We start from the raw sequence: 20589 nt of genomic DNA on the forward strand, positions 1-20589 counted from the left end.
CGTGCGTCGTGCGTCGTGCGTCGTGTGCCGTGTGCCGTGTGCCGGTCAGAGGATGCCCGCCCGGCCCGCGGCCGTGATCCACATCGGGAACTCGGACAGCAGCCGGTCGTACAGCTCCGGGTCCGGCACGGTGCTGATGTCGTCGACGGCGAAGAAACCGACGTTGTCGACGCGGCGTCCGGGCAACGTGTCGAACCGCTCCAGCACGCCGTAGTTCGACCGGCCCAACCCCACGAACTGCCAGAAGACCGGTTCCTCGACGGCCTCGCGCAGCTGCCGCTCGATCTCGGCGTTGCGGTAGACACCGCCGTCGGAGAAGAACAGCACGAGGGTCGGCACGGAGACGGGGTTCTCCCGGACGTACGCGCGCACCTCGGCGATGACCTTCTGCTCCTCGTTCTGGATGCCGACCTCCCGCATGTCGACCTGGCGCGGGTCCAGCCCCTTCTTCCGTCCGCGCCGGAAGAGGCTCATCTCCCCCACGCGCACGTGCAGCCGCAGCCACTCGGGAAGCTCACCGAGCCGCAGGTCGGGCAACCTGGCCGGGTTCGAGGCGAACGTCCAGGCCTGCATCTCACCGTCGTCGTCCAGCTGTGCGGCGACGGCGGCCATGCGCTCGACGACATCGGCCACGACCCCCTTGGAGTACAGGAAGGACATGGACCCGGAGGCGTCCAGGACGAGGATGACGCGTGCGGTGACCCCGGTGGCCCCGTGCTTGCGCAGGCTGACCGCCACCTGCTCCTTGCGCAGGGACAACCGCTTGCGCATGTCCACGGGCAACCGCTCCTCGCCCTTGGTGAGCCGCGGGGCGTCCGTCCGGGGGTGGGAGGGCTGTGCGGCCGCCGGGGCCGTGGGCACCGCGGGCGGAGTCGACGGGGCCGCAGCGGCGGGCGGGACCGGTGTGACCGGAGGCGCCGAGGCGGTGGCCACCGGGGAGCCGCCGTCCGCCGGAGGGGCGTCGTCCACGGTGATGCCGAAGTCGGTGGCCAGTCCGGCGAGCCCGGAGGCGTACCCCTGCCCCACCGCACGGAACTTCCACTTCCCCTGTCGCCGGTACAACTCGCCGCCGATGAACGCGGTCTCCGTACCGGCCACCATGTCGAACCGCGCGACCTCGGTCCCCGTCCCGGCGTCCAGCAGCCGGAGCACCAGTCCCGGCACCTGGCCGAAGGTCCCGCCGTCGGCCGACGCGCACAGCACGATCCGCTCGACGACCGGCTCCAGCGAGCGCAGGTCCACCTCCACGGTGTCGGTCGCGGCACCGGCGGCGCTCCGCTTCCCCAGGTGCGTCACGGCGCCCGACGTGTGCCGCGGCTGGTTGTAGAAGACGAAGTCACCGTCGTCCCGCACCCGACCGGCCTCCGTGAGGAGCAGAGCCGAGGCGTCGATCTCGGGCACACCGGGCCCGGCCGCCCAAGCGAGCTCGACGCGCACCACGGGGGCCTCGACGGGAAGGTTGGATCCCTTGCTCATGGAACTCGCTGTCATGGGATCAGTCTGCCGACCCGGGACCGCGAAGGGGAGGGGAGGTCCGACCCGCCCCCCGTGGGAGTGACGCCCCGGCCGGCCGCCGCGAGCACCACTCCCACGAACGGTGGTCCCCCGACCGATCAGTCCGCGATCGGCAGGTACACGCGGTTGCCCGCCGCCGCGAACTCCTTCGACTTCTGCGCCATGCCCTCCTCGATCTCGGCCCGGCTGCCGCCGTGTTCCCGGCGGATGTCCTGCGAGATCTTCATCGAGCAGAACTTCGGTCCGCACATCGAGCAGAAGTGCGCCGTCTTGGCCGGTTCGGCCGGCAGGGTCTCGTCGTGGAACTCGCGCGCCGTGTCCGGGTCGAGGGCGAGGTTGAACTGGTCCTCCCACCGGAACTCGAAGCGGGCGTCCGACAACGCGTCGTCCCACTCCTGTGCCCCCGGGTGTCCCTTGGCGAGATCGGCGGCGTGCGCGGCGATCTTGTAGGTGATGACACCGGTCTTGACGTCGTCGCGGTTGGGCAGACCCAGGTGCTCCTTGGGCGTGACGTAGCAGAGCATGGCCGTGCCCCACCAGGCGATCATCGCGGCGCCGATGCCGGAGGTGATGTGGTCGTACGCCGGCGCGACGTCCGTCGTCAGCGGGCCGAGCGTGTAGAACGGGGCTTCATCGCAGATCTCCTGCTGAAGGTCGATGTTCTCCTTGATCTTGTGCATCGGGACGTGACCCGGGCCCTCGATCATGGTCTGCACGTTGAAGCGCTTGGCGATCGTGTTGAGTTCCCCGAGCGTGCGCAACTCCGCGAACTGCGCCTCGTCGTTGGCGTCCGCGATCGAGCCGGGCCGCAGTCCGTCGCCGAGCGAGTAGGTCACGTCGTACGCGGCGAGGATCTCGCAGAGCTCCTCGAAGTTCTCGTACAGGAACGACTCCTTGTGGTGCGCCAGGCACCACGCCGCCATGATCGAGCCGCCGCGCGAGACGATGCCGGTCTTGCGGTTCGCGGTGAGCGGTACGTACGCGAGCCGCACGCCGGCGTGGACCGTCATGTAGTCCACGCCCTGCTCGGCCTGTTCGATGACCGTGTCCTTGTAGATCTCCCAGGTCAGTTCCTCGGCCCGGCCGTCGACCTTCTCCAGCGCCTGGTAGAGCGGCACGGTGCCGATGGGAACGGGGGAGTTGCGCAGCACCCACTCCCGGGTGGTGTGGATGTTGCGGCCGGTGGAGAGGTCCATGACCGTGTCGGCGCCCCAGCGGGTCGCCCAGGTCATCTTCTCCACCTCCTCCTCGATGGAGGAGGTCACCGCCGAGTTGCCGATGTTGGCGTTGACCTTCACCAGGAACCGCTTGCCGATGATCATCGGCTCGATCTCCGGGTGGTTGACGTTGGCCGGCAGCACCGCCCGGCCCGCCGCGATCTCCTCGCGGACCACCTCGGGGGAGACGTTCTCCCGGATCGCCACGAACTCCATCTCGGGCGTGATCTCTCCGCGGCGCGCGTACGCCAACTGCGTGACCGCCCGCCCCTCGCGCCCCCGGCGCGGCTGACGCGGCCGGCCGGGGAAGACCGCGTCGAGGTTGCGCAGGCCACCGCGCGGTGAGGTGTGCTTGATCCCGTCGTCCTCGGGGCGGACGGGACGGCCCGCGTACTCCTCCGTGTCGCCGCGGGCGATGATCCAGTTCTCGCGCAGCGGGGCCAGGCCCCTGCGGACGTCGGTTTCGACGAGCGGATCGGTGTACGGGCCCGACGTGTCGTACAGCGTGACCGACTGCCCGTTGGTGAGGTGCACCTGGCGGACCGGCACCCGCAGGTCGGGGCGGGGGCCCTCGACGTACGCCTTGTGCCAGCCGATGGACTTCCCGGCCTCTCCGTCCGCCGACGTCTCCGTCGGGTTCTGCGTGGAGGCAGGCGTGCGTGCGTCCTTGTTGGTCATGAGACCTACTCCCTACGCCGGCATTACCCGGTAACAGGTTCGGCGGTCGACGCAGCGGTTTCCGTCTGCCGACGTTCCGTGGGAAACATCACTCGCACATCGGTGATGTTTCATGTGAAACGTCGCTGGGACGGAGGTCAGCGCCCTCTCAGCCCGGTGCTCCGAGCTCCCGCGTGTACAAAAGGTGCCCCCACGCTAGCGTCCTTTCTGGCGCGGTGAACAGAGGGCCCCCCTCGTTCTTGCGATGATCGGTCGGTGACCTCGACGCAGCCTCCCCCGTACCCACCGCCCGAACCACCCCGCGGCTCCGGCGCCGGAAGCGGCGGCGGCCACGGAGGTGGCGGCGGGGGCGGGCACGGAGGTGGCTCCGGGGGCGGGCACGGCCACTCGCACGGACACAGTCACGGCCCGGCGGCCCCCGTCTCCCAGCACCTGCGCAAGATCATCGCGGCGATCCTGATTCCGTTCGCCGCGGCGGTACTGATCGGCCTCGCCGTGCTGTGGCCGGGCGGCGCCCCGGGGCACGAGCGCACGGGCGTCGGTTTCGACCGGCAGACGCAGCACGCCACGGTCACCGAGGTGGTCGAGGTGAGCTGCCAGTCCGTCAACGCCTCCGGGAGCGTCCCGACCGGCGACACCTCCACCGCCGAGGGCTCCTCCGCCCAGCAACAGGCGGAGGGCACCTGCAAGAAGGCGACCATCCGGGTCGACACCGGCAAGGACGAGGGCCGTACGTTCACCGAGATCGTGCAGCCGGACCAGTCACGGCAGTTGAGCGAGGGCCAGGAGGTCATCGTCGCCTACGAGCCCTCCGCACCGGAGGACCTGCAGTACTCGGTCACCGACGTGAACCGGCGCGTTCCCCTGGCCCTGCTCGCCGGTGTCTTCGCGCTCGCCGTCGTGGCCGTGGGGCGGCTGCGCGGCGTGATGGCGCTGGTCTCGTTGGCGATCAGTTTCCTGGTGCTGAACTTCTTCATCCTGCCCGCGATCCTGCAGGGCTCGAACCCGCTCATCGTGGCGGTGGTGGGGGCCAGCGCGATCATGCTGGTCGCGCTCTACCTGTGCCACGGGCTGTCGGCGCGTACGTCGGTGGCGGTGCTCGGCACGCTGATCTCCCTGCTGCTGATCGGCGTCCTCGGTTCGGTGTTCATCGGCTGGGCCGCGCTGACCGGCAACACGGACGACAACACCGGTCTGATCCACGGGCTGTACCCGGAGATCGACATGAGCGGTCTGCTGCTGGCCGGTGTCATCATCGGGTCGCTCGGTGTCCTCGACGACGTGACGGTGACACAGACCTCGGCGGTCTGGGAACTGCACGAGGCCAACCCGTCGATGGGCTGGCGCGGGCTGTACCGCGCGGGCATCCGCATCGGCCGCGACCACATCGCGTCCGTGGTCAACACGCTCGTCCTCGCCTACGCCGGCGCCGCGTTGCCGCTGCTGCTGCTGTTCTCCATCGCGCAGAGCAGCGTGGGGACGGTCGCGAACAGCGAGCTGGTCGCGGAGGAGATCGTGCGGACCCTGATCGGTTCGATCGGCCTGGTCGCCTCGGTGCCGGTCACCACGGCCCTGGCCGCCCTGGTGGTCTCGGCCGACCGGCCGGCGGTTCAGGCAGCGGCACAGGAAACCCGACCGGTTCCGGCACGCGGCGGGAGGGGCAGGCGCCGCAAGCGCTGACGCCGGCCGTCCGACGACGTGACCGGCTTCATCGGGGGCCGGCTCCACGGAAGCGTTCCTGCGGAGCGCGACGGAACACGGTGAAGCGTTCCGCCCACTGCCACCCGACCGGCGTAACGCTTCACCCGGCGCCCTGCTCCGCCAGGATCCGGTCGAGCGCGTCGTCGAGGTGGGCGTCGAAGTCGGCGAGCGCCCCCTCCTGGCCCAGCGGCACCAGCTTGTCGGTGCGGTCGAGGAACGCCACGAGCGGTGCGGTCGACGAACGGAACAGGGCCTGGTCGCTGCCGACCTGAAGCCTGATCAGCACCTCGCCCAGCGTCTCCGGATCGACCGGTGCGACGCGCACGTCGCCCTCGCCGCACGGCCGGCCGACGCCGTCGATCAGCAGCTCCCGGCCGAACGCCCAGGTCACGGGGGCGTCCCCGGGCAAGTGGAAGGTCAGTCGCACGGCGTAGGGATCACAGGTGTCGTAGCGCAGCTCCACCGGGATGCGGAAGGACAGCTCCTCCGACACGAGAAAGCTCATCATGACCTCTGCCTGTACGGATTCGCGCATCGCCTACCCCGTCATTCGCCGCGGACTGGCCGGGCATGGACCCTGACACCTGGTGGAATCTTGCTGAACGTACACATCAGATCACAAGGAGTGAGTTTTCAGATACTGATAGAGAGCGTCAACGACCCCGCCAGGCGCCCCATCTCGGCCTGCAGTCTCCGTGCCGCGGGGAGTAGCCGGTCGACCTGGTGTACGGGCAGGGAGATGGCCACCGTCGCGGCCGTGGTGCCGACGGTGACCGGGATCGCCGCACAGACCGTGCCCAGGGCGTACTCCTGGCGCTCGATCACCGGCTCCGTGCGCCGCGTCCCCTCCAGGCGCCTCAGCAGGCTCTGCGCGTCGCGCACGGTGTACGGCGTGACGGAGTGCACGGGGTAGCGGTCGAGGTGGTCGCGGCGGGCCTCCTCGTCGAGCTGGGAGAGCAGACACTGCCCGACCGCGTGCGCGTGGCCGGTCTCGCGGAAGTCGGCCCACTCCTGTACCGCGGGATTGACGGGGGCGTCGGAGGCGCACACGACGTCGATCTCGCCCTCCCGGTACACGGCGTAGTAGACGGGCGCGCCGATCGCGTCGCGCCAGCGGGCCAGCATGCCGACGACCGTGCTGCGACGTTTCTGCTGTGCTCCACTGCCGGCCAGCCGCTCGGTCGCCTCACCGAGGAAGAACAGCCCCTTGTCACGGCGTAGGTAGCCCTCGTGCACGAGGGTGCGCAACAGGTGGTACGTGGTGGGAAGCGCCAGTCCGGCCTCGCGGGCCAGTTGCTTGGCGGGGGCGCCGTACGGGTGCCCGGCGACGGTCTCCAGCAGGCGCATGGCCCGCTGCACGGAGCCGATGAGGGTGGTGGGCGCCGGTGCGGAGGACGCCGACCCGCGGGGCTGCGGGGGGACGGCAGCAGTCAGGTGTGCAGGGGCGGTGCCAGTCGTGGCCAAGGGTCACTCCCGAAACGCGAGGGGGCAGCCCGTGCGGGGGAACACGGGTGGGGGTCGCCGCTCGCGGGGATCGTCCCCGCGTCGAGTTCCGGACTCTAACCGGCTGTCACCGCACGCAGACGGCCCGCCGGAGAAACTTCCCCCGCCCGAGGGAACCGGTGATTCCCATTACCGCCTCACCGGTCCCCCTGGCTTCACCAGTCGTTGCGCGAAGAGGAACTCGACGTGAACTTCCGTACGACGTAGATCAGTCCGCCGACCAGGGCCACGAAGACCAGCACCTTGAAGAGCAGCCCGATCACGAAGCCGACCACGTTCGCTATCAGTCCGCCGAACACGACCAGGGCGATGACCGGCACCGCGATCCACTTCACCCACCACGGCAGTCCCGTGAAGATCTCTCGCATCGCCTCGTCCTCTACCTCTCCGCCCGTCGAGTGCCGGGTCGCGTCGATGATGTCCTGCACTCGATGCTAGGGCCGGGGGGTGGTCCGGCGGGGGCCTCGCACCCCTTGTCCTCCCCTGACCCGTCCCCTAGGGAACCCCGGGGCCACGGCTCAGCTCTCCGGGGGAGAGAACACCACCAGGACCCGCAGGTCCTCGCTGATGTGGTGGAACTTGTGCGGCACGCCGGCCGGTACGTACACGACGCTGCCGCGTGCCACCTGGGTGGTCTCCACACCGACGGTGATCGCCGCCCGGCCGCTGACGACGAAGTACACCTCGTCCTGGTGGTGCGGCTGCTGCGGGTCCTGCTCACCCGCGTTCAGCGCGTAGAGGCCGACCGACATGTTCCGCTCCCGCAGGAACTGGAGGTACGCACCGTCGTTGGCGGCGCGCTCCGCCTCCAGTTCGTCCAGCCGGAATGCCTTCATCGCCTCGTCCCGCCCCCTGGCTCACTGCTCACGCCCGATCCTGTCTGCCACGATCAGACACATGAAGAATTTCCTAGTCAAGACGATCGCCAACGCGGGCGCCCTCGCGGTCGCGGTGTGGCTGCTCGACAAGATCACCCTGACAGGTGACAGCACGGGCAAGGAGATCGGCACCCTGATACTGGTCGCTCTGCTCTTCGGCCTGGTGAACTTCCTGGTCAAGCCGATCGTGAACCTCCTGAGCCTGCCCCTGCTCGTCCTGACGCTCGGCCTGTTCACCCTCGTGGTGAACGCGTTGATGCTGTTGCTGACCTCCTGGCTCGCCGACCAGCTCGACCTGAGCTTCCACGTGGAGGGCTTCTGGACGGCCGTACTGGGCGGTCTGATCGTCTCGGTCGTCTCCTGGGCGCTCAACGTCGTCCTGCCCGACGGGGACTGAGCGCGATGACCTACCGCGTCTGCTTCGTCTGCACCGGCAACATCTGCCGCTCCCCGATGGCCGAGTCCGTCTTCCGGGCGCGCGTGGCCGAGGCCGGTCTGGACGGCCTGGTCGAGGTCGACAGCGCCGGCACCGGGGGCTGGCACGAGGGCGACGGCGCCGACCCCCGCACGGTGGCCGTCCTGCGGGAGAACGGCTACGGCACCGGCCACACGGCCCGGCAGTTCGCCCCGTCCTGGTTCGCCCGCCTCGATCTCGTCATCGCGCTCGATTCCGGCCATCTCGCGGCGCTGCGCCGCCTGGCCCCCACGGAGCGGGACGCGGACAAGGTGCGCCTGCTGCGTTCCTACGATCCCGCCGCCGGCGACGATCTCGACGTACCGGACCCTTACTACGGGGGCGCGGACGGCTTCGACGCGTGTCTTGAGATGGTGGAGGCGGCGAGCACCGGTCTGCTCGCCGCGGTACGCGAGCAGCTGGAAGGACGAGCGGCATGAACGATTCGGCGACAGAAGGCGGCCCCGGGGCCGCCGCGGACGGCTCCTCCTCCGGCGCCGCCACGGGCGCGGCGGGTCCCCTTCCCGGGCCCGGTGCGCAGCCGGGGCTCCCGGACGGTGCGGGTGACGGCACCCGCGCGGTGCGGGCAGGGCTGCCCGAGCCGGTCAAGCACGAGCCGACCCTGCCCGGGCCCGTGTTCGCCGCCCACTTCCACCTGCCGGGCGACCCCACCGGCCCGTACACCTACGGCCGGGACGAGAACCCGACCTGGACGCTGCTGGAGCGGGCCGTCGCCGAGCTGGAGGCACCCGGGCAGGAGGGGGTCGAGGCCCTGGTGTTCGCCTCCGGCATGGCCGCGATCTCCTCGGTGCTCTTCTCCCAGCTCCGCGCCGGGGACGCCGTCGTCCTGCCGAACGACGGCTATCAGGCGCTGCCTCTCGTACGCGCCCAGCTGGAGACGTACGGCATCGAGGTGCGCACCGCGCCGACGGGCGGCGACGCCCAGCTGGAGGTCCTCGACGGCGCGAAGCTGCTGTGGATCGAGACGCCGTCGAACCCCGGGCTGGACGTGTGCGACGTGCGGCGGCTCGCCGAGGCGGCACACGCGCGGGGTGCCCTGGTCGCCGTCGACAACACCCTGGCGACGCCGCTCGGCCAGCGCCCGCTGGAGCTCGGTGCCGACTTCGCGGTGGCCAGCGGCACCAAGCAGCTCACCGGGCACGGGGACGTCCTCCTGGGATACGTCACCGGCCGCGACGCCGAGACCATGGCCGCCGTCCGCCGCTGGCGCAAGATCGTCGGTGCCATCCCCGGGCCCATGGAGGCCTGGCTGGCGCACCGCTCCATCGCCACGCTCCAGCTGCGGGTCGACCGGCAGGACGCCACCGCCCTGGCACTCGCCCAGGCGCTGCGGGAGCGGCCCGAGGTGACGGGGCTCCGCTATCCGGGACTGCCGGACGATCCCTCGCACGAGATCGCCTCGCAGCAGATGCGGCGCTACGGGTGCGTGGTGTCCTTCACCCTGCCCACGCGCGCGCGTGCCGACCGTTTCCTCGACCGGCTGCGGCTCGTGGACGACGCGACGAGCTTCGGCGGTGTGCGCTCCACCGCGGAGCGGCGCGGCCGGTGGGGCGGGGACGCGGTGCCGGAGGGCTTCATCCGCTTCTCCGTGGGCGCCGAGGATCCCGGGGACCTGGTGGCGGACGTGCTGCGCGCACTGGACGAATCCGCCGTCTGACCTCCTGCGTCGTCGGTCCGGCAGGCGCCCCGTCCACCATGACGGACGGTCCGAGCCTCCCCCCTCGTGGCTCGGACCGTCCTCGGTTCCGCGCGCGAAGAACCGCGCGAACCAGGCTAGTTGACTCAGTGTCAGTGTCCAATCACAGTAGCGACAGCGGCCTATCGACTTATTTATAGTTGGGCCCGTCCTGGGTCGGCAGCGGGGATCGACAAGGGGAGGACATGCGGTGGATCTGGCCTTGCTGCGGACCTTCGTGACCGTGCACCGGGCCGGCTCCTTCACGCGCGCCGCCGCCCTGCTCGGCCTGTCCCAGCCGGCCGTCACCTCCCAGATACGGACGCTGGAGCGCCAGCTGGGGCGGCCCTTGTTCCTGCGGCAGGCCCGCGGCGTGACGCCGACGACCATCGGGGACGAGCTCGCGCACAAGGCGGCACCGCACCTCGACGCGCTCGTGGAGATAGCCGAGGCCGGCCTCGAGGAGGACTCCTCGTTACGCACCCTCCATCTCGCCGGTCCCCCGGAGTTCACCGCCGAACGGGCGCTGCCCGCGCTCACGGAGCTGACCGGCGAGGACGGTCAGGGCTTCGCCCTGCGGGCCTCCTTCGGCACCGCCGAGGAGACCCTGGAGGGGCTGGCCGCCGGGCATCACGATCTGGCCATCAGCACGGTCCGGCCCCGCGGCGCGCTGCTCTCGGCGACCGCGCTCTGCGACGAGGAGCACGTGCTGGTCGCCACTCCGCGCTGGGCCGAGCGGATCGGCTCCGGCACGGTCCGCCGCACCGGAGCGTCCGCCCTGGAGCAGGCGCCGGTGATCGAGGTGCACGAGTCGCTGCCGTTCGTCTCGCGCTACTGGGCCTCGGTGTTCGACTCCCGTCCCGTCACCCCGGGAACCGTGATCGTCCCGGATCTACGCGCGGTGCTGGCCTGCGCCGTGGCAGGTGCGGGACTGGCGGTGCTGCCCCGCTACCTGTGCGCGGCGGCGCTCGAGCGGGGAGATGTGATCACCCTGCACGAACCGACGGTGCCCCCGTTGCGGACGTACTTCCTGGTGGTCCGCACCGGCACGCTGGCGATGCCGCACATCGCCCGCGCATACGAGCGGTTGCAGCAGGCGGCCACCGACTGGTGCTGACCCTTCGAACGGACCGGCCGCTCCGGGGACCCGGCCGGTGACGTCGTGCGATGTTTCACGTGGAACCAGCCGGGCCACATTTCCCCCATGACCGTCCGACCCGTGGTCAAGCGCACCGCCCGTGCCGTTCTGCTGGACGGTGACGACCTGATCCTGATCAAGCGCACCAAGCCCGGCGTGGATCCCTACTGGCTCACTCCCGGCGGCGGGGTCGAGCCGGGGGACCCGACCGTCGTCGACGCCCTGCACCGAGAGGTGCACGAGGAGCTCGGTGCCAAGATCACCGATGTGGTGCCCTGCTTCGTCGACACCGTGGAGCACGTCGGCGAGGACGGCGGCGCCACCGGTGTGAAGGTGCAGCACTTCTTCGTGTGCCGCCTGGAGTCCATGGACCCGTCCCTACGGCACGGCCCGGAGGTCGACGATCCCATCGGCGAATACGAGATCGTCCGTGTGCCGTTCACCCGCGTCGGCATCGCCTCGGTCCACCTCGTACCGCTCTCGCTACGGCACTACCTGGACGGCAACATCGAGGGTGTGCGCGCGATGCACGCCCCCGACCTCGGCTGACGTACGGCCGGTCACGCGACCTGTGCCGTCGGCCGCCGCATGGCCGAAAGCGGGCCGATTCTCCGGAAACAGGTGGACGCCGGCCCCCCCGGTCGGACAGCCTGACCTGCGTGTCGACACCTTCCCTCGCCTCTCTGCCCGTCCGCCGTCTGACGCTCCGCGATCTCACCGCCTGCGCCGACTTGTCCGAGGACCGGGGGTGGCCACGGGAGGAGCACAAGTGGGGGCTCCTCCTCTCGGCCGGGAAGGGCTACGGCATCGACGACCCCGACGGTGGCCTGGTGACCGCCTGCGTCGTCACCGAGTACGGACCGCAGGAGCGTCCCACCCTGGGAGCCGTCGGCATGGTGCTGGTCGCCGAACGGCATGCTCGCCAGGGCGTGGGACGCCGGCTGATGCGCCACGTCGTCTCCTCGATGGGCACCACGCCGCTCACCCTGCACGCGACCCCCTACGGCCGCCCCCTCTACGAGGAACTGGGCTTCAAGGTCACCGGCCGGGCGGAGATGCTGCGAGGTCGCTTCGTCCCCGCGGGGGAACGGCACGAGGCCGCCACCCGTGCCGCGACCGCCGAGGACCTCCCCGCGATCCTCCGCCTGGACGAGGAGGTGTTCGGGGCCGACCGCACCCACATCATCGCCCGTCTGCCCGCCTTCGCCGACCAGTTGCGGGTCGCCGAGGAGGACGGGCGGCTCATCGGATACGCGGCCGCCTGGCCCAACATGGACACCCATGTCGTCGGCCCGCTGATCGCCCGCGACACCCCGACGGCGCGGGCGCTCCTCGCTTCCCTCGCCGCCCGCACGGACCGGCCGCTGCGCACCGACATCGACGTGCGGCACGAGGAGCTGCTGGGCTGGGCGAAGGAGCACGGGCTGGCGTCCGTCGCGTTCAACGCCGTCATGACGTACGGGATCACGGAACTGCCCGGAGACTGGGCCCGCCGGTTCGCCCCGGTGACGGTCGCGGCGGGCTGACCCCGTCCGCCGTCAGGCGAGGTTCTCCACGGCGGCCGTGGCAAAGGCGTGGTCCTGCTCCGGGGCCCCGCCGCCGACGCCGATCGCACCGATCAGCCGGCCGTCGCGCCGGACGGGCACGCCTCCGGCGATGAACAGCAGCGGCCGGTCGAGTGCGGTGGGCAGGGTGTGGAAGAGGCCTCCGGGCTGCACGGCGTCCACGAGGTCGGCGGTGGGCGCGTTCAGCTGGAGAGCGGTGTACGCCTTGCGGGTGCTGGTCTCACCGGAGATCAGCACGGCTCGGTCGTCCCTCCGGAACGCGAGCAGATGCCCGCCGGCGTCGAGGACGGTGACGCTGACCGTGACACCGGCGGCCTCGGCGGCCTGGCGTGCGGTGGTGATGAGGGCTTCGGCGTCCGCGAGGGTGAGCGGGACGACGGCGGTGGTGGTGCTCATGAAGGGTTCTCCTTGACGTACGGGTGACGTCGGTTGTGCGGTGACGTCGGCTGTGCGGTGGATCGGTTGTGCGGTGGGGAAGGGGGCACGTGGGTGCGGGGGCGGCCCTGGCCCCGCACCCGGCGGTCCCTGGGGTCAGGAGGAGACGGCGGTCCGCTGCTCGGCGGTGACCGAGCCGGCGAGCACGGTGCCGGTGACCTTGTCGCGGCGTTCGAGGGCGGCCGAGACGAAGGCCAGCAGCAGGGCACCGGCGGCGAGGGCGGCCCCGACCCAGTTGGGTGCGGTGTAACCGAGGCCCGCGGCGATCACGAGACCGCCGAGCCAGGCGGCCAGCGCGTTGCCGAGGTTGAAGGCGCCGATGTTCACGGCCGAGGCCAGGGTGGGGGCGCCGTGCGCCTGGTCCAGAACGCGCTTCTGCAGCGGCGGGACCGTGGCGAAGCCCAGGGCACCGATCAGGGCGATGGTGACGGCCGCGACGATCTTGTTGTGCGCGGTCAGGGTGAAGAGCGCGAGGACGACGGCGAGTGCGCCCAGTGACACGTACAGCATCGGCATCAGGGCGCGGTCGGCGTACCTGCCGCCGACGAGGTTGCCGCCGACCATGCCGAGGCCGAAGAGGACCAGCAGCCAGGTGACGGAGCCGTCGGCGAAGCCGGCTACGTGGGTCATCATCGGCGCGATGTAGGTGATGGCCGCGAAGACGCCGCCGAACCCGAGGACGGTCATCGCCATGGCGAGCAGGACCTGGACGTTCTTGAAGGCGGCCAGCTCGTGCCGCAGCCGCACGCCCTCGGGCTTGGGCATGTCGGGCACGAGCCGGGCGATGCCGGCCAGACCGACGAGGCCGAGGGCGGCGACGATGCCGAAGGTGACGCGCCAGCCGATGGACTGGCCGATGAGCGTGCCCAGCGGGACGCCGACGACATTGGCGACGGTCAGCCCGGTGAACATCATGGCGATGGCTCCGGCCTTCTTGTCCGGGGCGACCAGGTCGGCCGCGACCACCGAGCCGATGCCGAAGAAGGCACCGTGGGCCAGCGAGGCGACCACCCGCCCGAGCAGCATGACGCCGAAGGCCGGGGCCAGCGCCGAGAGCAGGTTCCCGGCGATGAACAGGCCCATGAGCAGCATCAGCATGCGCTTGCGGGAGACCTTGGTGCCGAGCACGGTCATCAGCGGTGCGCCGAACATGACGCCCAGTGCGTAGCCGGTCACCAGATGGCCGGCCGTGGGGATGGAGACACCGAAGTCACCCGCGACCTCGGGCAGCAAGCCCATGATCACGAACTCCGTCGTTCCGATCCCGAAGGCCCCGATCGCGAGGGCCAGAAGCGCGAGAGGCATGGGGAGATTGACCTTCCAAATGATTGCAGAGGCGCTTTAGCTTTCTCCACAATAGTTGCATGCGCGGGATAGTTGCAAGCGCCGTATATTGCGGCCTTGCTCTACCCTGGTGTCAGCAGCTCCTGGACGGAGGAAACGCCCATGACAGCCACGGACCCCGCGCTCACCGCCCTCTCCCAGGGCTGGTGCGCCCTTTCCCTGCTGCACGGGAGGATCGAGGCCCACATCGAGCGCGTCCTTCAGGCCCGGCACGACCTGAGCGTGCGGGAGTACTCCCTGCTCGACGTACTGAGCCGACAGCACGACGGCGACGGGGGCCATCTGCAGATGAAGCAGGTCGCCGACGCGGTCGTCCTCAGTCAGAGCGCCACCACCCGACTGGTCACACGGCTCGAGGACCGCGGCCTGCTGGAGCGCTACCTGTGCCCCACCGACCGGCGCGGCATCTACACCAACGTGACGGAGGCCGGCCTCGAGCTCCTGGAGGAGGCGCGGCCGACCAATGACACCGCCCTGCGCGAGGCCCTCGACGAGGCGGCGAAGAACCCCGAACTGGCCCCTCTGGTCAGGGCGGTGGAGACACTGAAGGCACCGGTTCCGGCCTAGGGCCTCTCGTTTGGATCATGCCGGAACCGAGGTCGCCCGTCCCGGCCGCGCCTCCGTAGGGTGCCGGTATGGGAAATCTCGAGATACGTGCCGCAGTGGCCGCCGACGTCCCCGCGATCGTCGGCATGCTCGCGGACGACCCCTTGGGCGCACAGCGCGAGTCGCCGGATGACCTCGCTCCGTACCTGGCCGCGCTGGAGCGGCTCAGCGCGGACCCGAACCAGAACCTGGTCGTCGCCGTCCGCGACGGCCGTGTCGTCGGCACGCTCCAGCTCACGATCGTTCCCGGGCTGTCCCGCCGCGGTGCCACCAGGTCGATCATCGAGGGAGTCCGCATCCACGCCGGCGAACGCGGCAGCGGCCTGGGAACCCGGCTCATCGAGTGGGCGGTCGACGCCTCCCGCCACCACGGTTGTCACTTGGTCCAGCTGACCTCGGACAACACCCGCACCGATGCCCACCGCTTCTACGAGCGACTCGGCTTCACCGCTTCACACGTGGGTTTCAAACTGCAGCTGTGACCGACACGCGAGGGCCCCGTTCCACGTGAAACAGGGCCCTCACGGGCTCCCCTGCGGCCGGGACCTAGCCGATCCCCCGCCACCCCTCCGGATCCACTCCACCCGGAACAGGCGCCCCCTCGTCGTACGGCTGACGGGTGAACACGAACGACCCGAGGTCGAGGTGGCTCACCGATCCGTCCGGCCGCCGTACGGGCTTCAGGAGTTCTCCGGCGTAGTAGCCCTCCAGCCCCGTCCAGGTTCCGTCTCCGTTCGCGCGGAAGCGCGAGCGCCGACCGGTGCCGGACAGCGGCTCCAGTGAGACCGCACCATCGGCCGACCACCGCAGCGCGAAGGCCTGGGTCCCCCAGTACCACGGTCCCACCAGCTCCAGTACCGCCGGTTCGGCCTCCCTCAGCGGCTGCCAGGGAGCCGGGATGCACGGTTCCGCCTCCGCGACGATCCGGACGAGATCGGCGGCGACCGTGAACGGTGCCGGCCCCGAGGTGCAGTTGGCCAGGACCACCGCGGCGACGTCGTCCGCCGTGCTGATCACCAGGCAGGCGAGGAAGCCCGGCAGCGACCCGGTGTGCCCGACGAGGGTCCGCCCTTCCTGGTGACGGATCTCCAAGCCCAGGCAGTAGGCATAGCCGCTCGCCACGTCCGCCGCCTCGACCGGCACCGCCGGTGTCCTCATCTCCCGCAACGACTCGGCGCTCAGCACCCTTTCGTCGCCCTCGACCAGGAAGGCCGCGAAACGCGCCAGGTCACCGGTGGTGGACCACAGTTGCCCGGCGGGAGCCATCCTCCCGAGGTCCTCCACCGGCTCGGGCAGCATCACGTCGGCCCACGGATGCACCGCCCAACCCCCCGCGTGCGGCGCCTCGGGGTGAACGCTCGTGCGGCGCAGGCCCAGGGGTTCGAGCACTTCACGTCGGAGCACCTCCTCCCACGGGGCACCGCGCAGCTTCTCGACCAGCGCGCCGAGCAGCGCGTAACCGGGGTTGGAGTAGTGGAACCGTCGGCCCACGGGGTGTACGAGGGGCCGCTCACCCAGCACGTCGGCGAGGTCGGGCCGCAGGGTACCGGGCGTCCGCTCCCACCAGGGACCGGGCGTCTCGGCAGCCAACCCGCCGCCGTGGGCGAGCAGTTCGGCGATGGTCGCCTCGCCCACGCCCGTACCCGGCAGGTGCTTCTCCAAGGGATCGCCGAGGTCGAGCACCCCCTCGTCGCGGAGTCGGAGGACCAGGACGGCGGTGAAGGTCTTGGTGATCGAACCGATCCGGTACTGGACGTTCCCGTCCGGGGCGTGCCCCTCCACCGAGGTCCGTGCCCCCGTCCACACGGTCTCCCCGCCCCGCACCACGGCCGCGACGAGGGACGGTGCACGCCCTTCCGTCTGGGCGACGGCGATCCGGTGCAGCAGCGCGCGACGCGTCCCGGGCAGCAGTTCTTCCTGAGGTGTCGTCATGCCCTCAGTTCACCAGGAACGCGATCAGGTCTGCGCCATGTCCACGAAGCGCGAGTAGTGGCCCTGGAAGGCGACCGTGATCGTGGCGGTCGGACCGTTTCGGTGCTTGGCCACGATGAGGTCGGCCTCGCCCGCGCGCGGGGACTCCTTCTCGTAGGCGTCCTCGCGGTGCAGCAGGATGACCATGTCGGCGTCCTGCTCGATGGAACCGGACTCACGCAGGTCGGAGACCATCGGCTTCTTGTCGGTGCGCTGCTCGGGGCCACGGTTGAGCTGGGAGAGCGCGATGACCGGGATCTCCAGCTCCTTGGCGAGCAGCTTGAGGTTACGGGACATGTCCGAGACCTCCTGCTGGCGGCTCTCGGCGCGCTTGGAGCCGCCGGACTGCATCAGCTGGAGGTAGTCGATGACGACCAGCTTCAGGTCGTTGCGCTGCTTCAGACGGCGGCACTTCGCACGGATCTCCATCATCGACAGGTTCGGGGAGTCGTCGATGTAGAGCGGCGCCGCCGAGACGTCCGGCATGCGGCGGGCCAGGCGCGTCCAGTCCTCGTCGGTCATCGTGCCGGACCGCATGTGGTGCAGGGCGACCCTGGCCTCGGCGGACAGCAGGCGCATCGCGATCTCGTTGCGCCCCATCTCGAGCGAGAAGATGACGCTCGGCAGGTTGTGCTTGATCGACGCGGCCCGCGCGAAGTCCAGTGCGAGCGTCGACTTGCCCATCGCGGGACGCGCGGCGATGACGATCATCTGTCCCGGGTGCAGGCCGTTGGTCAGCGAGTCGAAGTCGGTGAACCCGGTCGGCACACCGGTCATCTCGCCGCTGCGCGACCCGATCGCCTCGATCTCGTCGAGCGCGCCCTCCATGATGTCGCCGAGCGGCAGGTAGTCCTCGCTGGTGCGCTGTTCGGTGACCGCGTAGATCTCGGCCTGGGCCCGGTTGACGATCTCGTCGACGTCGTCGTCGGCCGCGTATCCCATCTGTGTGATGCGCGTACCGGCCTCGACCAGGCGGCGCAGCACGGCGCGCTCGTGCACGATCTCCGCGTAGTACGCCGCGTTGGCCGCCGTGGGCACCGTCTGGACGAGGGTGTGCAGGTACGAGGCCCCGCCGACCTTGTTGATCTCGCCGCGCTTGGTCAGCTCCGAGGCGATCGTGATGGGGTCGGCCGGCTCGCCCTTGGCGTAGACGTCGAGGATGGCCGTGTAGATGGTTTCGTGGGCCGGCTTGTAGAAGTCGTGGCCCTTGAGGATCTCGACGACGTCGGCGATGGCGTCCTTGGACAGCAGCATGCCGCCCAGGACGGACTGCTCGGCCTCGAGGTCCTGCGGCGGCATCCGCTCGAACGCGGAGCCGCCGGCGTCCCACACGCCGTTGTCCCGGCCGCGGTCGTGCTGCTCGTCGCGGCCCCGGCCACCGTCGTCGCGGCGACGGGAGGCGGGCAGACGATCACTGGGACCGCTGTCGGCCCACGGATCGTCCAAGGGCTCGGAAATGCTCACCGAGCCACCTCCTCCCGTCCGCCGAGCGGACCTCGCCGTGCCCCTCTGTTCTACGGCACGGCACTGACAGATAAGAGGCCCAACTCCGGTTGTCGCACGCCGGTTTTGCGGCGTTTGTGAAACCAGCGGACGGAGCGAGCGCCGGACCACCGTAGGCCCGTCGACAGCGTCAGCCAATCTGGTTATCCACAGGCCATGTGGACGACCGCCCCAATGCTGTGGAGAACTTCGCCAAACCTGTGCACGACCCGGTGGACAGCCCTGTGAACAAGACCGCAAGGCGGACAACATCAAGGCGTTGACCTGCAGATTTACCGTCCACGGCCTGTGCAGAAGAAAAACTTCCCCAGTCGGATCAAGATCAGTTCAGGCGGTGTACGCAAGCCCACACCTCGAGCCGCCAAGTAAGGGGCGCAAAAGCTTTGCATCTCTTACCTGTGGACGATTAGATTGGTGCACATGACACAGGCCCCCGTGCGCCCCCGAGCCGACCGACGACAGCACGACAGAGAGATCGTCATGCTGGCCGTACCGGCCTTCGGCGCCCTCGTCGCCGAGCCGCTCTTCGTCATGGCCGACAGCGCGATCGTCGGCCACCTCGGCACGGCACAGCTCGCCGGTCTCGGCGTCGCCTCGGCCCTGCTGATGACCGCCGTCAGCGTGTTCGTCTTCCTGGCCTACGCCACGACCGCCGCCGTCGCCCGGCGTGTCGGGGCGGGCGACCTCCAGGCGGCCATCCGTCAGGGCATGGACGGGATCTGGCTGGCCCTGCTGCTCGGTGCCGTCGTCATCGCCGTCGTCCTGCCCACGGCACCGGGCCTTGTCGATCTCTTCGGCGCCTCGGACACAGCGGCCCCCTACGCGACCACGTACCTGCGCATCTCCGCGCTCGGCATACCGGCCATGCTGGTCGTCCTCGCCGCGACCGGCGTCCTGCGGGGCCTGCAGGACACCCGGACCCCGCTCTACGTAGCCATCGCCGGCTTCGTCGCGAACGCCGTGCTCAACGTCGGACTGGTCTACGGCGCCGATCTCGGCATCGCGGGCTCCGCCTGGGGCACCGTCATCGCCCAGTGCGGTATGGCCGCAGTCTATCTGGCCGTGGTACTGCGCGGGGCGCGCAAGCACGGGGCCTCCCTGCGCCCGGACTCCGCCGGGATCAGGGCATCGGCCCAGGCCGGTGTGCCTCTGTTGGTGCGCACTCTCTCCCTCAGGGCCATCCTGATGATCGCGACAGCCGTCGCCGCCCGCCTCGGCGACTCCGATATCGCGGCCCACCAGATCATCCTCTCCCTGTGGAGCCTGCTCGCCTTCGCGCTGGACGCCATCGCCATCGCCGGTCAGGCCATCATCGGGCGCTATCTGGGAGCCGGTGACGCCCAGGGCGCCCGTGAGGCATGCCGCCGCATGGTGGAGTGGGGTATCGCGGTCGGAATCGTGCTCGGCGTGCTGGTGGTGCTCGCCCGACCGGTGTTCCTGCCCCTGTTCACCAGCGACTCCGCCGTCAAGGACGCGGCGTTGCCCGCTCTGGTGCTGGTGGCTCTGTCCCAGCCGATCTGCGGCATCGTCTTCGTCCTGGACGGTGTTCTGATGGGCGCGGGTGACGGACCGTACCTGGCATGGGCGATGCTGCTGACCCTGGTGGTCTTCACACCGGCCGCCCTGCTGGTCCCCGTGCTCGGGGGTGGTCTCACCGCGCTGTGGGCCACGATGACGCTCATGATGACCGTGCGGATGCTGACTCTGTGGCTCCGCAGTCGCTCGGGCCGCTGGGTCGTCACGGGCGCGACGCGCTGACCGTTTCACGTGAAACAGCGTGCTTCCCCTGCGAGCTGCACCGTTTCCCCTACGACGGAGCGCCGTCAGGCGGTCCGTCCCGCTCCGTGGCCGTGAGTACGACGATGGGGGGCCGCACCCCGAAGGGTGCGGCCCCCCATGCTCACTGCCTCAGCGAGCGCAGCACTCAGGCCGCGACGACCTCGATGCTGACCTTGGCGGCAACCTCGGGGTGCAGACGCACGGACGTCTCGTGAGCGCCCAGCGTCTTGATCGGCGCGCCCAGCTCGATGCGGCGCTTGTCGACCTCGGGACCACCGGCGGCCTTGATCGCGGAAGCGATGTCGGCCGGGGTGACGGAACCGAAGAGACGACCGGCGTCGCCGGAGCGGACGGCCAGACGGACCTGGACACCCTCGAGCTGGGCCTTCACCTGGTTGGCCTGCTCGATGGTCTGGATCTCGTGGATCTTGCGAGCACGACGGATCTGCTCGACGTCCTTCTCGCCGCCCTTGGTCCAGCGGATCGCGAGCTTGCGCGGGACCAGGTAGTTGCGAGCGTAACCGTCCTTGACGTCGACGACGTCGCCCGCGGCACCGAGGCCGGAGACCTCGTGGGTGAGGATGATCTTCATGAGTCGGTCACCCT

Annotated in this window: 21 protein-coding genes; 10 read left to right on the top strand and 11 right to left on the bottom strand. The window is 70.3% G+C overall.

Annotation, left to right across the window (positions count from 1 at the left end; genetic code table 11):
* Positions 1-45: 45 nt before the first annotated feature.
* Together FHS37_RS09595 and thiC are read right to left on the bottom strand one after the other, a co-directional pair.
* Entirely contained in the window at positions 46-1491 is a 1446-nt protein-coding gene (locus FHS37_RS09595; RefSeq protein ID WP_184819098.1) for a VWA domain-containing protein, read from the bottom strand.
* A 122-nt stretch (positions 1492-1613) separates the two neighbouring features.
* Positions 1614-3410, bottom strand: coding sequence for a phosphomethylpyrimidine synthase ThiC (thiC, locus tag FHS37_RS09600; protein WP_221499579.1), 1797 nt, complete (start codon positions 3408-3410; stop codon positions 1614-1616).
* Between the two features lie 255 nt (positions 3411-3665).
* On the opposite strand from thiC, the gene FHS37_RS09605 reads away from it, so the two are divergent.
* On the top strand, positions 3666-5090 hold the full coding sequence (locus tag FHS37_RS09605; protein WP_184819100.1) for a YibE/F family protein: 1425 nt from the start codon (positions 3666-3668) through the stop codon (positions 5088-5090).
* Positions 5091-5211: 121 nt separating this feature from the next.
* Here the strand turns inward: FHS37_RS09605 and FHS37_RS09610 are convergent, their stop codons facing one another.
* From FHS37_RS09610 to FHS37_RS09625, 4 genes are all read right to left on the bottom strand, one after another.
* Positions 5212-5646, bottom strand: coding sequence for an SsgA family sporulation/cell division regulator (locus tag FHS37_RS09610; protein WP_184819102.1), 435 nt, complete (start codon positions 5644-5646; stop codon positions 5212-5214).
* Between the two features lie 98 nt (positions 5647-5744).
* The gene (locus tag FHS37_RS09615) at positions 5745-6470 is read right to left on the bottom strand and encodes an IclR family transcriptional regulator (protein ID WP_308436705.1); all 726 of its coding nucleotides are present in this window, start codon (positions 6468-6470) and stop codon (positions 5745-5747) included.
* Between the two features lie 299 nt (positions 6471-6769).
* Positions 6770-6982: a DUF5326 family protein gene (locus tag FHS37_RS09620; RefSeq protein ID WP_184819103.1), complete on the bottom strand. Its 213-nt coding sequence runs from the start codon at positions 6980-6982 to the stop codon at positions 6770-6772.
* 150 nt (positions 6983-7132) lie between these two features.
* On the bottom strand, positions 7133-7450 hold the full coding sequence (locus FHS37_RS09625) for a cupin domain-containing protein (protein ID WP_184819105.1): 318 nt from the start codon (positions 7448-7450) through the stop codon (positions 7133-7135).
* A 61-nt stretch (positions 7451-7511) separates the two neighbouring features.
* On the opposite strand from FHS37_RS09625, the gene FHS37_RS09630 reads away from it, so the two are divergent.
* From FHS37_RS09630 to FHS37_RS09655, 6 genes are all read left to right on the top strand, one after another.
* Positions 7512-7889, top strand: a complete 378-nt coding sequence (locus tag FHS37_RS09630; RefSeq protein WP_184819107.1) for a phage holin family protein — start codon at positions 7512-7514, stop codon at positions 7887-7889.
* A gap of 5 nt (positions 7890-7894) precedes the next feature.
* The gene (locus FHS37_RS09635) at positions 7895-8386 is read left to right on the top strand and encodes a low molecular weight protein-tyrosine-phosphatase (RefSeq protein WP_184819109.1); all 492 of its coding nucleotides are present in this window, start codon (positions 7895-7897) and stop codon (positions 8384-8386) included.
* Complete coding sequence (locus FHS37_RS09640; protein ID WP_184819111.1) at positions 8383-9624, top strand: cystathionine gamma-lyase; 1242 nt, start codon at positions 8383-8385, stop codon at positions 9622-9624. Before FHS37_RS09635 ends, FHS37_RS09640 begins: the two co-directional genes overlap by 4 nt.
* 229 nt (positions 9625-9853) lie before the next feature.
* On the top strand, positions 9854-10759 hold the full coding sequence (locus FHS37_RS09645) for a LysR family transcriptional regulator (RefSeq protein ID WP_184819113.1): 906 nt from the start codon (positions 9854-9856) through the stop codon (positions 10757-10759).
* An 87-nt stretch (positions 10760-10846) separates the two neighbouring features.
* Positions 10847-11329, top strand: a complete 483-nt coding sequence (locus FHS37_RS09650) for an NUDIX domain-containing protein (protein ID WP_184819115.1) — start codon at positions 10847-10849, stop codon at positions 11327-11329.
* A gap of 110 nt (positions 11330-11439) precedes the next feature.
* Entirely contained in the window at positions 11440-12306 is an 867-nt protein-coding gene (locus FHS37_RS09655) for a GNAT family N-acetyltransferase (protein WP_184819117.1), read from the top strand.
* Between the two features lie 12 nt (positions 12307-12318).
* Here FHS37_RS09655 and FHS37_RS09660 read toward each other — a convergent pair whose 3' ends face one another.
* A complete protein-coding gene (locus tag FHS37_RS09660; protein WP_184819119.1) occupies positions 12319-12741 on the bottom strand; it encodes a GlcG/HbpS family heme-binding protein in 423 nt (140 codons plus the stop codon).
* A gap of 135 nt (positions 12742-12876) precedes the next feature.
* On the bottom strand, positions 12877-14085 hold the full coding sequence (locus FHS37_RS09665) for an MFS transporter (protein ID WP_184819121.1): 1209 nt from the start codon (positions 14083-14085) through the stop codon (positions 12877-12879).
* Positions 14086-14226: 141 nt separating this feature from the next.
* Between FHS37_RS09665 and FHS37_RS09670 the strand changes: the two genes are divergently transcribed.
* Both FHS37_RS09670 and FHS37_RS09675 read left to right on the top strand, forming a co-directional pair.
* Entirely contained in the window at positions 14227-14691 is a 465-nt protein-coding gene (locus tag FHS37_RS09670) for a MarR family winged helix-turn-helix transcriptional regulator (protein WP_184819124.1), read from the top strand.
* Between the two features lie 68 nt (positions 14692-14759).
* Complete coding sequence (locus FHS37_RS09675; RefSeq protein WP_184819126.1) at positions 14760-15212, top strand: GNAT family N-acetyltransferase; 453 nt, start codon at positions 14760-14762, stop codon at positions 15210-15212.
* Positions 15213-15276: 64 nt separating this feature from the next.
* Here the strand turns inward: FHS37_RS09675 and FHS37_RS09680 are convergent, their stop codons facing one another.
* Together FHS37_RS09680 and dnaB are read right to left on the bottom strand one after the other, a co-directional pair.
* Entirely contained in the window at positions 15277-16662 is a 1386-nt protein-coding gene (locus tag FHS37_RS09680) for a serine hydrolase domain-containing protein (protein WP_184819128.1), read from the bottom strand.
* Between the two features lie 24 nt (positions 16663-16686).
* Positions 16687-18165, bottom strand: a complete 1479-nt coding sequence (dnaB, locus tag FHS37_RS09685) for a replicative DNA helicase (protein ID WP_184819130.1) — start codon at positions 18163-18165, stop codon at positions 16687-16689.
* A 459-nt stretch (positions 18166-18624) separates the two neighbouring features.
* On the opposite strand from dnaB, the gene FHS37_RS09690 reads away from it, so the two are divergent.
* Entirely contained in the window at positions 18625-19962 is a 1338-nt protein-coding gene (locus tag FHS37_RS09690; RefSeq protein WP_184819132.1) for an MATE family efflux transporter, read from the top strand.
* 166 nt (positions 19963-20128) lie between these two features.
* Here FHS37_RS09690 and rplI read toward each other — a convergent pair whose 3' ends face one another.
* Complete coding sequence (rplI, locus tag FHS37_RS09695; protein ID WP_184819134.1) at positions 20129-20575, bottom strand: 50S ribosomal protein L9; 447 nt, start codon at positions 20573-20575, stop codon at positions 20129-20131.
* Positions 20576-20589: the final 14 nt, after the last annotated feature.

The organism is Streptomyces griseomycini, assembly GCF_014203535.1.
In the GTDB taxonomy this organism is placed as follows: domain Bacteria; phylum Actinomycetota; class Actinomycetes; order Streptomycetales; family Streptomycetaceae; genus Streptomyces; species Streptomyces griseomycini.